Source organism: Rathayibacter sp. AY1B4 (assembly GCF_002932815.1).
Taxonomy (GTDB): domain Bacteria; phylum Actinomycetota; class Actinomycetes; order Actinomycetales; family Microbacteriaceae; genus Rathayibacter.
Genome location: NZ_PSWN01000026.1, coordinates 37,187 through 49,974, shown reverse-complemented (window position 1 = coordinate 49,974; position 12,788 = coordinate 37,187). Strand labels below are relative to the sequence as shown.

The following is a 12,788-nucleotide window of genomic DNA, read 5'->3' as shown; positions in this document are numbered from 1 at the left end:
CCGCACGGCCGAGGCCCCCGCCGCTCCCCCGCCCGCCGCCGGCTTCGGCACCCTCTCCGTCGCGGCCATCCTGGCGGAGGCGGCGCGGCGCACCCCTGACACGATCGCCGTCCGCGTCGGCGAGCAGGCCGTCGACTACGCGACCCTCTGGCGGCAGACCCGTGCCTACGCCGGAGCCCTGCGCGCCCAGGGGATCGGACCGGGCGACCGCGTGGCCCTGCTGGTCCCGAACGTCCCCGACTTCCCCCGCGGCTACTTCGCCGTCCTCGCGCTCGGCGCCGTGGTGGTCCCCGTGCACGCCCTGCTCAAGCACGACGAGATCGCCTACGTCCTGCGCGACTCCGGAGCCGTCGCGCTCGTGTGCGCCGCTCCGCTGCTCGCCGAGGGGGCCGCCGGAGCGGACCTCGCCGACGTTCCCGTGCTGAGCGTGATGGTGCCCGACGGCACCGCCTCGCCCCTACCGCGCCTGGAGGACCTCGCCGCGGAGGCGACCCCGATCGACGGCTACGTGCCCCGCTCCCCCTCCGACACGGCGACGATCCTCTACACCAGCGGCACCACCGGCCGCCCGAAGGGGGCGGAGGGGACGCACTTCGCGATCGTCTCGCAGTCGGACGTGCTGCTGATGAACACGTTCGACCTGCACCGCGGCGACGTGGTGCTCGGGGCGCTGCCGCTCTTCCACACCTTCGGGCAGGTCTGCGCGATGAACACGGCCTTCCGCACCGCCGCGACGGTCGTCCTGGTGCCGAAGTTCGACGGCGACGCCGCGCTCGAGGCGATGATCGCCCACGGCTGCACGGTCTTCGAGGGCGTGCCCACGATGTACGTCGCCCTGCTCGACGCCGCGACCCGGCGCGAGGACCGGCCGCCGCTGCGCTACGCGGTCTCGGGAGGCGCCGCCCTGCCCGTCGCCGTGATCGAGCGCTTCCGCGAGGTGTTCGGCGTCGAGATCTACGAGGGCTACGGGCTCACCGAGACCTCCCCGGTCGCCACCTTCAACCACGTCGGAGTCCCGCCGCGGCCGGGCACGGTCGGCACGCCGATCTGGGGCGTCGAGGTCGAGGTCGCCCGCCCCGACGTGACCGACCGCGTCGAGCTGCTCCCCCGGGGCGAGCTCGGCGAGATCGTGGTGCGCGGGCACAACCTGATGAAGGGGTACCTCGGCAACCCGGCGGCGACCGCGGAGGCGGTGATCGACGGCTGGTTCCGCACCGGCGACCTGGGCACGAAGGACGAGGAGGACTACATCCGCATCCTCGACCGCACGAAGGACATGATCATCCGCAACGGCTACAACGTGTACCCGCGCGAGGTCGAGGAGGTGCTGATCGGGCACCCGGCCGTGCAGAACGCGGCGGTCTTCGGGATCCCGGACGAGCGCCACGGCCAGGAGGTGATGGCCGCGGTGATCCTCGCCCCGTCGGCGACCGCCACCGCGGAGGAGCTGATCGCCTACGCGAACGAGCATCTCGCCGCCTTCAAGTTCCCCCGCCGCGTCGAGTTCGTCGACGCCCTCCCGCTCGGGCCCAGCGGCAAGATCCTCAAGCGGGAGCTCGTCGCGCGCTACGCCGGCTGACCCCTTCCGCGAGATGCCACTCGGGTGAGCCCGCCACGGCGTACCGCGCACCGGAGCGGCATCTCGCGGAAGGCGACCAGAGGGCACACGGGAAGGGACGGACGTCAGCCGAGCAGGGACCAGACGGTCCCGGCGAGGACGGTGCCGACCGCGGCGCCCGCGAGGACCTGAGCGGCGGTGTGCGCACCGAGGCGCACCCTCGACCAGAGCACCCAGAGGACGATGGGCACGCTGATCAGCAGGGAGAGCGGTCCGTAGGCGATCAGCACGACGACGGCGCAGGTGGCGACCACCGCCGCGTGCCCGGACAGCTTCCAGACCAGGTTGACCACGCCGACGGCGAGCACCACGGCCACCGTCACCACGCCGAACGTGGTCACCGCGGCAGGAGCGCCGAGCACGGCGAGCAGTACCAGGCCGGCCGCGATCGACACCAGCGCCAGCGCGATCGGCAGCGCCCGCTCGCGCCGGTCGGGCACGTGATGGTCGCCGTGGATCCGGCCGGTGCGCATCAGCAGGCGGATGACGAGGTAGGGCACCACCCCGACGAAGAGTGCTGCGAGCGCTCCCCACGCGACGCCGAGCAGGGGCGGATCCGCGACGCGCGCGCCGACCACGACCGGCACGAGCACCGCGAGGACCGCAGGGGAGAACGCCTCCGTCGCGAGCCGCGCGACCGCCGATCCGGCCGCCACCGGACTAGATCTTCTCGATCGGCGCGACCTTGATCAGCAGCTTCTTCGCGCCCACCTGGTCGAAGAGCACGTGCGCGACGCGCTTCGAGCCCTCGCCCGTCACCGCGTTCACGCGCCCCTCACCGAAGTCGGTGTGCCGGATGCGGTCGCCCGCGATCAGCTCGAGGTCGCCGTTGTCGCGCACCATGCCGGTGATCCGGTTCGGGAACTCGCCCTTGGCCTTCGGCGCCGCCGCGAGCGCCTCCCGGAACTCGGTGTTCGATCGCGACTTGCCGAAGCCGGGCCGCTGAGCGTTCAGGGCCCGGGGCTGCGTGCCGCCGCGCGAGGTCGCCGCGCCGGGCGACTGGCGCCACTGGATCAGCTCTCCGGGGATCTCCTGCAGGAACCGGCTCGGCATCGCGACCGACGTCTCGCCGTACTGCGCGCGGGTCATCGCGAGCGAGAGGTAGAGGCGCTTGCGGGCCCGGGTGATCCCCACGTAGAACAGCCGCCGCTCCTCCGCCGGGCCGCCGGGCTCGTTCGCCGAGATGCGGTGCGGGAGCAGGTCCTCCTCGATGCCGGTGAGGAACACGGCGTCGTACTCGAGGCCCTTCGCCGTGTGCAGCGTCATCAGCGAGACGGTGCCGGAGTCGTCGTCGAGGTCGTCGGCCGCGGCGACCAGCGAGACCTCGGTGAGGAAGTCCACGAGCCCGCCGTCCGGGTTGTTGCGCGCGAACTCCTTGGTGACGGCGATGAGCTCGTCGACGTTCTCGGCGCGGGCCTCGTCCTGCGGGTCGCGGCTGGCGCGGAGCATGTCGAGGTAGCCGCTGCGGGTGAGGAGCGCCGTCAGCACCTCGTGCACCTTCGCCTCGCCGCCCTCCCGTGCGGGGTCGAGCATCAGCGCGCACTCGTCGAGGAAGGTCGCGAGGTCGACGATCGCCTTCGTCACCTTCGGGCCCATCCCGAGCGAGCCGGCGTTGCGCATCGCCTCCCGCAGGGTCACCGCGTTGGTGTCGGCGAACGACTGCAGCTGCGCCTCCGTCGCGGGGCCGATGCCCCGCTTCGGAGTGTTCATGATGCGCCGCAGCGCCAGCACGTCGGCCGGATTCGCCACCGTGATCAGGTACGCCAGGGCGTCCTTGATCTCGGCGCGCTCGTAGAACTTCGTGCCGCCCAGGATCCGGTAGGGCAGCGCGGAGCGGATGAAGATCTCCTCCAGCGCGCGGGTCTGCGCGTTGGTGCGGTAGAAGACCGCGATCTCGTCGTAGCCCGTGCCCGCCGCGTGCAGGCGGGCGATCTCGTCGACCACGAACTGCGCCTCGTCGTGACCCGAGTAACCGGTGTAGCCGACGATCTTCTCCCCGTCGCCGCTGGAGGACCAGAGGTTCTTCGCGCGACGGTCGAAGTTGTTCGAGATGACGGCGTTGGCCGCCGAGAGGATGTTCTGCGTCGAGCGGTAGTTCTGCTCGAGCAGGATCACGCGGCAGCCCGGGAAGTCGCGCTCGAACTCGACGATGTTGCGGATGTCGGCGCCGCGGAACGCGTAGATGGACTGGTCCGAGTCGCCGACGACGGTGAGCGAGGCCCCCGGGATGGAGCCGTCGGCCGTGACCGGTCCGCGGTAGGGGCGGTCGAACTGCGCCGCCGCCATCGTCGCCGGCGGCACGGGCCGGGTCAGCTCGTGGATCAGCGAGTACTGGGCGTGGTTCGTGTCCTGGTACTCGTCGACCAGCACGTGGCGGAAGCGCCGCTGGTACTTCGCGGCGACGTGCGGGAAAGCGCGGAAGAGGTAGACGGTCTGCGCGATCAGGTCGTCGAAGTCGAACGCGTTCGCCCCCTCGAGCGCCCGCGAGTAGGCCCGGAAGACCTGGAGGAACATCTCCTCGTTCGGGTCGCTGAGGTTCGCGGTGCGGGCGTAGGAGTCGACGTCGGCGAGCTCGTTCTTGAGCTTGGAGATCTTCGCGGAGGCGCTCGCGACGGTGATTCCGAGCGAGTCGGCCTCGAGGTCCTTCACGATGCGCTTGAGCAGGGCGCGCTGATCGCCCGAGTCGTAGATCGTGAACGACTTGGTCATGCCGAAGTTCTCGGCCTCGCGGCGCAGGATCCGCACGCACGCGGAGTGGAACGTCGAGATCCACATCCCCTCGGCGCTCTGCCCCACCAGCTTCTCGACGCGCTCGCGCATCTCGGCCGCGGCCTTGTTGGTGAACGTGATCGCGAGGATCTGGCTCGGCCAGGCCTCGCCGTTGCCCAGGAGGCTCGCGATGCGCCGGGTGAGGACGCTGGTCTTGCCCGAGCCCGCACCCGCGACGATGAGCAGCGCGTCTCCGCGGTACTCGACCGCCTCGCGCTGCTGGGGGTTCAGCCCCGCGACGAGCTGCTCGTGCGCCGGGTCGGTGCGGGGCGCGTCCCCGGGGCCGCCGGGGGGACCGACGATGACCGGGGTGGCGCGGGAGTCGCTCGGATCGAAGAGGAAGCTCATGTCCCTCCGAGTGTAGATCGCCCCTCCGACACCGGGAGCGGTCAGGCGGTCCGCTGACGCGGCGCGGGCGAGGTGAGCGCCCCGCCGACGTCCAGTCCGCGCCACGCGAGGGAGAAGCCGAGCACGGCGAGCGCCGACGTCGACACCGCCAGGAGCTGCAGGAGCGCGAAGGCGGTGAGGTCCTTCGTGTCGTCGGGGTAGTACTGGATGCCCTGGACGGCGAGAGCCGCGAGCAGCACCACCACGATCACCGAGCACACCAGGAGCAGCCGGTTCACCCCGCGCCGCGCGGGCCTCTTCGGCGCTCGGCCCACCTGGGCCCTGGTGGTCAGCCACGCGCAGGCGGCGGAGGCGGAGGCGAGCGCGACGAGGTCGGCCCCGAGGACGTCGCTCGCCCGGTGCCAGGAGGCGGCCATCGTCAGGTTGCCGACCAGCACCACGACCGCGCCGCCCAGCGCGAGCACGACGGTCCGCGCGCGCCCGGGGACGACCATCGCCAGGGCGAAGACCACCGAGACGGCCGCCGCGGTGTGCCCGCTCGGGAAGCTGCCGCCGGTGTACCAGGAGTCGGTGTCGACCAGCTCGGGCCGCTCGAGGACCACGTTCTTGAGCAGCTGGGTGAGCCCGGCCGTGACGACGATCGAGCCGACGGAGGCGACGGCCAGCGCCGGGCGCCTCCGGATCAGTGCGATCGCCGCGACGAGCAGGGCGCCGACGACCATGGAGAGCGGGGTGACGTCCGCGAGCGCCCCCGCGGCGGCGCCGGTGGCCCGGCCGAAGACGAGGTCGGCGCCCCGGAGCCCCGAGTTCTCGACGCCCTGGCCCTGAGGGGTGAGCACGGCGAGCCAGTAGACGACGGCGACGCCGATCACGGCGAGGACGGCGGTGGTGATCCAGCGGCGGGTGATGCGCTCTCGGGTGGACACGGGGCCTCCTCTCGAGGGTCGGGCGGGCGGTGGTGAGCCGATGATGCCAGCGCAGCCTCCGCGTCCGCTCGGCACGCGCCGGACGAGAACCCGATCGGCGGACCGGTCAGCCGCGGAGCAGGCGCTCCTGCTCGGCCGCCCGCGCCTCGATCGCCAGATCGGGCTGGTCGGCGAAGACGCCGTCCACTCCCGAGCGGAGGATCATCGCGAACTCCTCCTGCCAGCCGCCGTACTCCGCCGGGTCCTTCCCGCGGCGGTGCACCTTCTCGAGGAATCGGTTCTCGGCGCGCAGCGTCCAGCAGTAGACCTCGAGCCCGGCCGCGTGGGCGTCCTCGACGAGCGGACCGGTCCCCGTCGCCCGGCCGGCCGCGTCCCGCGAGAAGAGCATGCTCTTGTCGACGCTGATCCCGTCGACGACTCCGGCGAGGTTCCGCAGTCCCGCCGGCGTGGTGAAGGCGGAGTAGGGGGCCGCGGCGGCGCCGTGGGCGGCCACGAGGTCGGGCGGGGCGCCCCGCGACTCGAGCAGGTAGATCCGGCGGGTGCCGACTCCGCTCACCGCGAGCCGCTCCAGAACGGTCTTCTCGAAGCTCTCGATCGTGAGCCGCGGGTCGCGCGGACCCCAGCCCGCGGCGGCGAGCTCCTCGCGCAGCAGCACGTCCAGCGGCAGCCCGATCCCGGCGAAGTACGTCGCGTGCTTGATCTCGGCGACGAGCCCCGGCGGAGCGAGCGGATCGTCCTCCGCCGCCCGGTCCAGCAGCGCCAGCAGCTCGCTGAAGCGCAGCAGCGGGAACTGCCCGTCGAACGTGGCGCTGGAGCCGCGCACCGCCGGCAGCCGCTCGCGGGCCCGCAGCTCCGACAGCTCGTCCCAGGTGAAGTCCTCGGTGAACCAGCCGGTGATCTCGCGGCCGTCGATCCGCTTGGTGGTGCGGCGTGCAGCGAACTCCGGGCGCTTCTCGACGTCCGTCGTGCCGGAGATCTCGTTCTCGTGGCGGAGGACGAGCACGCCGTCGCGGGTCGCCACCAGATCGGGCTCGAGCGCATCGGCGCCCAGCGCGATCGCCAGCTCGTAGGCGGAGCGGGTGTGCTCCGGTCGGTAGCCGCTCGCTCCGCGGTGGCCGATGACGAGCGGTGACTGACGCGCGGGCATGCCGCGATCCTACGGGCGGCACTGCACGGCTCGCAGCGGAGTCGAGGTCCGCTCGAAGAGAACAGCCAGACTCTGAGAGGTGCTCTCAGATAAGGTGGTGTCCATCGTCGCAGTCCTCTCGGATCCGCGGCGCACCCCGCACCCACAGCGACTCAGATCCGCGAGTTCCCTCGGAGACCAGCGCACCTGAGAGAAGAGGAACCATGGCAAGCAACAATCCGGCCTTCGGACGCCCGGAGTTCAGCAACCGCGGCTACGCCGGCCGCGTGCAGGACCTCCCGGACGTCTCCCCCGGCACGCTCGACCAGATGTACTCCCGTCCGGCCGCCGGCTCCGTCGAGACCGACCGGATGACCGTCGAGGACACCCTCGCCAAGACCGCCCTCGCCTTCGTCGTGCTCCTCGCGGGTGCGGCCGTCGGCTGGTTCGTCCCGGGCCTGATGCTCCCCGCCGTGCTCGTCGCGCTGGTGCTGGGCATCGTCAACGCGTTCAAGAAGCAGCCGTCGCCCGCCCTGATCCTCGGCTACGCCGCGACCCAGGGCATCGCGGTCGGCGCGATCTCGAAGTTCTTCGAGAGCGCGTACGCCGGAGCGGTCGTCCAGGCCCTCATGGCGACCGTCATCGTGATCGGCGTCACCCTGGCGCTGTTCATGAACGGCAAGATCCGCACCTCGCCGAAGCTCAACAAGATCTTCTTCATCGGCATGATCAGCTACGCGGTGTTCTCGCTGGTGAACCTGGGCCTCGGCCTCTTCGGCGTCGGCGGCGGCTTCGGTCTCCGCACCGGCTTCATCGGCATCGTGATCGGCCTCATCGCCGTCGCGCTCGCCACGTACTCGCTCGTGATGGACTTCGAGTTCATCCAGCAGGGCGTGCGCAACCGCCTCCCCCGCATCTACGGCTGGACCGGCGCCTACGGCATCCTGGTCACCGTCGTCTGGATGTACCTGGAGATCCTGCGCCTCGTCGCGATCTTCCGCGAGTAGCACGGCGCACCACGTCCGACGGGCGCTCGACCTCCGGGTCGGGCGCCCGTCGTCGTTCCCGGCCCCAGCGTCGTTCCCGGTGCACTGCCGGGAGCGCCTGGCACGATGGAGGGATGAGCGCCGCAGACTCCCGGATCGTCGGCCTCGACGTCGCACGCGGCCTGGCCGTCCTCGGCATGTTCGCCGCCCACCTCGCCCCCGTCGAGAGCGAGATGCTCTGGAACGGCCGCAGCTCCGTCCTCTTCGCCGTGCTGGCGGGAGTGTCGATCGGGCTGATGACGGGCGGCGCACAGCGCTCCTCGCGGCCCTGGCAGGACACTGGATCGATCCTGCTCCGCGGGCTGTACCTGCTCGTCATCGGCGTCGCCCTCACCCTGCTCGGGACGCCGATCGCGGTGATCCTGCCGCACTACGGGGTGATGTTCCTCGTCGCGGCGCTGCTGCTCTTCCTGCCGCGGGCGGTCCTCGCCCTGCTGGTCGCGGTCGCGGCGATCGCCGGGCCCCTCGCGGTCGACGCGCTGACGAGCGCCGGCGGCTCCTGGCTCTCGACCCTGTCGCCCGACGAGGCGCTCCTGGCCGCGCAGCCCCTCATCTGGCTCACCCAGTACTACCCGGTGCCGTCGTGGCTGGCGTACGTGGTGCTCGGCCTCCTGATCGCGCGCTGCGACATCCGGTCCGCGACCACCCAGCGCTGGGTCGTCGTCGGCGGCGCCGTCTCGGCCGTGCTCGGCTACGGCGGCGGGCTGCTGCTCGGGGGTCCGGAGGCGGTGGAGGCGCACGCCAGCACCACCGCCGAGCTCCTCGGGGCGGGCGGGGTCGCCTGCGTGGTCCTCGGCGCGCTGACGGCTCTGCTGCAGCGGCTGCCGCTCCTGGCACGGGCGGCGACTCCGATCGCGGCCGTCGGTGCGATGCCGCTGACGATCTACTCGCTGCAGCTCGTGGCGCTGGCGGTGTACCTGGTCCCGTACGAGCCGTTCGACTTCGAGGCGTGGCGCAGCTGGACGCTGCTCGGCGTCTTCGTGGTCGGCTCGATCGTCGCCGCTCTCCTCTGGAGGCGGCTCGTGGGGCAGGGCCCGCTGGAGTGGCTGCTCGCGCGCGCGTCGCTGCGGCCTCGGGGTCCGCGCGCGGCGCTGGGTTAGGGTGGCCGGATGATCACGCGTCGCGAGGCCGCTCAGCGCCTCGACATCCCCCTCGAGATGGCGACGCGGCACGGCATCCCCACCCGTCTGTCGGAGGAGGAGCTCGCCGCCCTCGAGCAGGATCCGCCCGCCTGGCTCGTCCAGTCGCGCGCGAACCGCACCGGCAGGCGTCCCGTGTGGGTGACCCTCGACTGCGCCGTCTGCGGCCGCTCCGAGGCCGCCCGCCCGAAGAAGTGGTGGCCCGAGTTCACGTTCCTCGTCTGCGAGGACCACTCCCCCGCCTCCTGGCCGCACCACCCCGAGGGCCACCGCCGCGACGAGTACGACGGCATCGGCACCCGCTTCATCGGCGTGCTCGACACCCCCGCCTGACCCGCGCTCGCGCGCCTGCCGCCTGCACCTCGGCCCCCGGACCAGCGCCGACCCGCGTTCCCCGACCACCCGGCAGGAGCTCGCCTCTCGATCGGCACCCCCGGAACGTCCCCGCAGGGCCTCGAACCCCTGACCGCCACTCGGTACACCTCGCGAGGAACCGGTCGCCCCTGACCGATCCCCCGGCCTCACCGCGGCCACCCGTTCCCTGAACAGCCACCTGAGCTCGTTCCCCGACCTGCACCCGGGAACGACCCCGCAAGGGCTCGTTCCCCACTGCCTGCAACCAGGAACGGCCCCGCAGGTGCTCGTTCCCCACTACCTGCACCCAGGAACGGCCCCGCAGGGGCTCGTTCCCCCACCCGCTCCCCTCAACAAGAAACGGCCCCCTTCGAAGGGAGCCGTTCCTGACGTTCCGCGGGTCTCCGCGCGGTCAGCTGCAAGGCGGAGAAGGGCGCGATACCGGAGGTATCGCAACCGCCGACAACGCCGCAGATGACCGTGCGGAGACCCGCGGAATCACTCCCACTCGATGGTGCCGGGGGGCTTGGACGTCACATCCAGCACCACCCGGTTCACGCCGCTCACCTCGTTGGTGATGCGGTTGGAGATTCTGGCGAGGAGGTCGTAGGGCAGGCGGGTCCAGTCGGCGGTCATCGCGTCTTCCGAGGAGACGGGGCGCAGGACGATGGGGTGGCCGTAAGTGCGGCCGTCGCCCTGGACTCCGACGGAGCGGACGTCGGCGAGGAGGACGACGGGGCACTGCCAGATCTCGGTGTCGAGGCCGGCGGCGGTGAGCTCGGCGCGGACGATGGCGTCGGCGTCCTGGAGGAGGTCGAGCCGCTCCTGGGTGACCTCGCCGACGATGCGGATGCCGAGGCCGGGTCCGGGGAAGGGCTGGCGGCCGACGATGACCTCGGGGAGGCCGAGCTCGCGGCCGATCGCGCGGACCTCGTCCTTGAAGAGGGTGCGGAGCGGCTCGACGAGGGCGAACTGCAGGTCCTCGGGGAGTCCGCCGACGTTGTGGTGGGACTTGATGTTGGCGGTGCCGGTCCCGCCGCCGGATTCGACGACGTCGGGGTAGAGCGTGCCCTGGACGAGGAAGTCGATCGTCTCGCCCTCGCCCTGCGCTTCGAGCACGAGCGCTTCGGCGGCGGCCTCGAAGGTGCGGATGAACTCGCGGCCGATGATCTTGCGCTTCTGCTCCGGGTCGCTGACGCCGGCGAGCGCGTCGAGGAACTGCTCGCGCGCGTCGACGGTGACCAGGCGGACGCCGGTCGCGGCGACGTAGTCCTCCTCGACCTGGCGGCGCTCGTCCTTGCGGAGGAGTCCGTGGTCGACGAAGACGCAGGTGAGCTGGTCGCCGATGGCGCGGTGCACGATCGCAGCGGCGACGGCGGAGTCGACTCCGCCGGACAGGCCGCAGATGACGCGTCCGGTGCCGACCTGCTCGCGGATCACGGCGACCTGGTCGTCGATCACGTTGGAGGAGTTCCAGTCGGCCGGGATGCCCGCGGCGCGGTGGAGGAAGTTCTCGATGACGGCCTGGCCGTAGGCGGAGTGCTTGACCTCGGGGTGCCACTGCACGCCGTAGAGGCGGCGCTCGTCGTTGCCGAAGGCGGCGACCGGGGTGGAGCTCGTGGAGGCGAGGACCTCGAAGCCCTCGGGCGCCTGTGCGACCGAGTCGCCGTGGCTCATCCACACCGTCTGGTCGGCGGGCTGCTCGCCGAGGAGCACGCCACCGTCGGACGAGAGGGCGGCGTCCGTCGCTCCGTACTCGCGCAGCCCCGTGTTGGCGACCTCGCCGCCGAGCGTCTTCGCCATCACCTGGAAGCCGTAGCAGATGCCCAGGACCGGGACCCCGAGGTCGAAGATCGCGGGGTCGAGCTGCGGGGCGCCCTCCTCGTACACGCTGGAGGGGCCGCCCGAGAGGATGATGCCGACGGGCGACTTCGCGGCGATCTCGGCGGCCGTGGCGTTGGAGGGCACGATCTCGGAGTAGACGTTCGCCTCGCGGACCCGGCGGGCGATCAGCTGCGCGTACTGCGCGCCGAAGTCGACGACGAGGACGGGCTGCGCGGCCAGGTGCGGCTGGGGAGCGGTGGGCTGCTCGCTAATGGGGGGCCTCCACGGAGTCGGTCGGGGTCTTCGGGTCGGTGCCGGCGGTCCGGCGCTCGAGGTACTGCTCGACCTCGCGGGCGATGCGGGTCTCGACGAAGAAGGAGAGGGTGGGCACCACGCCGCCGAGCGCGATGAGCACGAAGCGCGTGAACGGCCAGCGCATGAGGCTCCACAGGCGGAAGTCGGCGAAGAGGTAGACGACGTAGAACCAGCCGTGCGCGATCAGGATGCCGGTGGACAGGTTCGCGCCGGTGCCGCTCGACCTGAACTCGCCTCCGGGCACCTCGTACATCGGGGCGAAGTGCAGGACGCCCTGCTGGCCGAAGGCGAACAGCTCGAGGTGGAAGACGTACTTGAGGAGCATCTCCGCGCAGAGCAGGAGCAGCATCACGCCGGTGATGATCGAGGTCACCCGGTAGAAGCGCAGCGCGCTCCGGATCGCAGGGAACTGCGCGGGCTTGGGCTCGAGGGGCATGACGACCAGTTTACGGTGCGGGGGCGGGGGCGTCGGCCCGGTCGCCCAGGTCGGCGCGGGCGCGCTCCTCGGCGTCGAGCGCCTCCTCGGCCTCGCGCTCCCACGCGTCCTTGACGAGGCGGAACCAGAGGTAGAGGGCGAAGCCGGCGAAGACGACCCACTCGATCGCGTAGAAGACGTTGAGCCAGTTCAGCGAGACGTCGCTCACGCGCGCCGGGGAGTCGATGGCCCCGAGTCCGGCGACCGGCTCGTCGACGACGACGTAGCCCTGGTAGACGTCCTGCGGCGGGTCCGGCCAGCGGTTGATCAGCGCGGGGACGGAGAGCGCGGTGAGGGTGGCGGGGTCCAGGCCCTCCGCCGGCGCCTCCGCGGCCTCGTTGGCCACGAGGCGGCCGGTGAAGGAGGAGGGCGCCTGCTCGCTCCCGCTGTTGAGCGCGTCCGCGACGGACTGAGCCTGCGCCTCGTCCTGCGTCCAGCCGTAGGCGAGCACCAGGTCGGCGTCGGCGGTGCGGGTGCGTGCGATGACCCACCAGCCCGGCTGCTCGCCGTTCAGGCGGCCGCCGAGGATCTCGGCACCGCCCGGCACGAAGACGGACGAGCCCTCCACGCGCTGTCCGTCGGCGGTCGCCGTGATCGAGCGGGAGGGGGTCGCGACCTCGGCGAGCGGGAGCGTCGTCTCCGACACTCCGGAGTCGGGCGCGGCGGCCTCGACCGCGCGGCCGACCTGCCACTGCCCGAGCGCGGCGAACAGCCCGGCGATCAGGAGTGCGAGCGCCAGCGCGGCGATCCAGCGCGGGCGCCGGGCCACCTGCCCGACCGTGCTCTGCGTCATTCGTCCCTCGTCCGCCCTCGATCCGTGCGGTGTCCCGCGGGCCGGATCGAGCCTA

11 protein-coding genes are annotated in these 12,788 nt (G+C 72.0%); 4 read left to right on the top strand and 7 right to left on the bottom strand.

The genetic code is table 11. The features are described 5' to 3' along the window. Window positions 1–67: 67 nt before the first annotated feature. On the top strand, window positions 68–1,579 hold the full coding sequence (locus C5D66_RS14580; protein ID WP_104326951.1) for a long-chain fatty acid--CoA ligase: 1,512 nt from the start codon (window positions 68–70) through the stop codon (window positions 1,577–1,579). A 104-nt stretch (window positions 1,580–1,683) separates the two neighbouring features. Here the strand turns inward: C5D66_RS14580 and C5D66_RS14575 are convergent, their stop codons facing one another. From C5D66_RS14575 to C5D66_RS14560, 4 genes are all read right to left on the bottom strand, one after another. Then, window positions 1,684–2,274: a phosphatase PAP2 family protein gene (locus C5D66_RS14575; protein ID WP_104256115.1), complete on the bottom strand. Its 591-nt coding sequence runs from the start codon at window positions 2,272–2,274 to the stop codon at window positions 1,684–1,686. Window positions 2,275–2,278: 4 nt separating this feature from the next. Next, on the bottom strand, window positions 2,279–4,735 hold the full coding sequence (locus C5D66_RS14570; RefSeq protein ID WP_104256114.1) for an ATP-dependent helicase: 2,457 nt from the start codon (window positions 4,733–4,735) through the stop codon (window positions 2,279–2,281). Between the two features lie 41 nt (window positions 4,736–4,776). Next, on the bottom strand, window positions 4,777–5,661 hold the full coding sequence (locus C5D66_RS14565) for a phosphatase PAP2 family protein (protein ID WP_104224743.1): 885 nt from the start codon (window positions 5,659–5,661) through the stop codon (window positions 4,777–4,779). 106 nt (window positions 5,662–5,767) lie between these two features. Then, complete coding sequence (locus C5D66_RS14560) at window positions 5,768–6,808, bottom strand: glycerophosphodiester phosphodiesterase family protein (RefSeq protein ID WP_104256113.1); 1,041 nt, start codon at window positions 6,806–6,808, stop codon at window positions 5,768–5,770. A 203-nt stretch (window positions 6,809–7,011) separates the two neighbouring features. Here C5D66_RS14560 and C5D66_RS14555 point away from each other — a divergent pair, with 203 nt between their 5' ends. From C5D66_RS14555 to C5D66_RS14545, 3 genes are all read left to right on the top strand, one after another. Continuing rightward, window positions 7,012–7,794: a Bax inhibitor-1/YccA family protein gene (locus tag C5D66_RS14555; protein ID WP_104224741.1), complete on the top strand. Its 783-nt coding sequence runs from the start codon at window positions 7,012–7,014 to the stop codon at window positions 7,792–7,794. A gap of 113 nt (window positions 7,795–7,907) precedes the next feature. Beyond that, the gene (locus C5D66_RS14550) at window positions 7,908–8,933 is read left to right on the top strand and encodes a DUF418 domain-containing protein (protein WP_104256112.1); all 1,026 of its coding nucleotides are present in this window, start codon (window positions 7,908–7,910) and stop codon (window positions 8,931–8,933) included. 9 nt (window positions 8,934–8,942) lie between these two features. Next, window positions 8,943–9,305 (top strand): DUF5997 family protein, encoded by a 363-nt coding sequence (locus C5D66_RS14545; RefSeq protein ID WP_104224739.1) that lies wholly within the window; start codon window positions 8,943–8,945, stop codon window positions 9,303–9,305. A gap of 519 nt (window positions 9,306–9,824) precedes the next feature. Here the strand turns inward: C5D66_RS14545 and guaA are convergent. Genes guaA through C5D66_RS14530 form a run of 3 tightly spaced genes read right to left on the bottom strand, consistent with a single transcriptional unit; the run spans window position 9,825 to window position 12,733 of the window. After that, entirely contained in the window at window positions 9,825–11,390 is a 1,566-nt protein-coding gene (gene guaA / locus C5D66_RS14540) for a glutamine-hydrolyzing GMP synthase (RefSeq protein ID WP_104256111.1), read from the bottom strand. Window positions 11,391–11,418: 28 nt separating this feature from the next. Further along, window positions 11,419–11,901: a DUF3817 domain-containing protein gene (locus tag C5D66_RS14535; protein WP_104256110.1), complete on the bottom strand. Its 483-nt coding sequence runs from the start codon at window positions 11,899–11,901 to the stop codon at window positions 11,419–11,421. 10 nt (window positions 11,902–11,911) lie between these two features. Next, window positions 11,912–12,733, bottom strand: coding sequence for an SURF1 family cytochrome oxidase biogenesis protein (locus C5D66_RS14530; RefSeq protein WP_104256109.1), 822 nt, complete (start codon window positions 12,731–12,733; stop codon window positions 11,912–11,914). Window positions 12,734–12,788: the final 55 nt, after the last annotated feature.

Bases quoted from the DNA above. Each gene is read 5' to 3' on its own strand.
- C5D66_RS14570 (WP_104256114.1), bottom strand. From the start codon at position 4,735: ATGAGCTTCCTCTTCGATCCGAGCGACTCCCGCGCCACCCCGGTCATC.
- C5D66_RS14560 (WP_104256113.1), bottom strand. From the start codon at position 6,808: ATGCCCGCGCGTCAGTCACCGCTCGTCATCGGCCACCGCGGAGCGAGC.
- C5D66_RS14555 (WP_104224741.1), top strand. From the start codon at position 7,012: ATGGCAAGCAACAATCCGGCCTTCGGACGCCCGGAGTTCAGCAACCGC.
- C5D66_RS14550 (WP_104256112.1), top strand. From the start codon at position 7,908: ATGAGCGCCGCAGACTCCCGGATCGTCGGCCTCGACGTCGCACGCGGC.
- C5D66_RS14545 (WP_104224739.1), top strand. From the start codon at position 8,943: ATGATCACGCGTCGCGAGGCCGCTCAGCGCCTCGACATCCCCCTCGAG.
- C5D66_RS14535 (WP_104256110.1), bottom strand. From the start codon at position 11,901: ATGCCCCTCGAGCCCAAGCCCGCGCAGTTCCCTGCGATCCGGAGCGCG.
- C5D66_RS14530 (WP_104256109.1), bottom strand. From the start codon at position 12,733: ATGACGCAGAGCACGGTCGGGCAGGTGGCCCGGCGCCCGCGCTGGATC.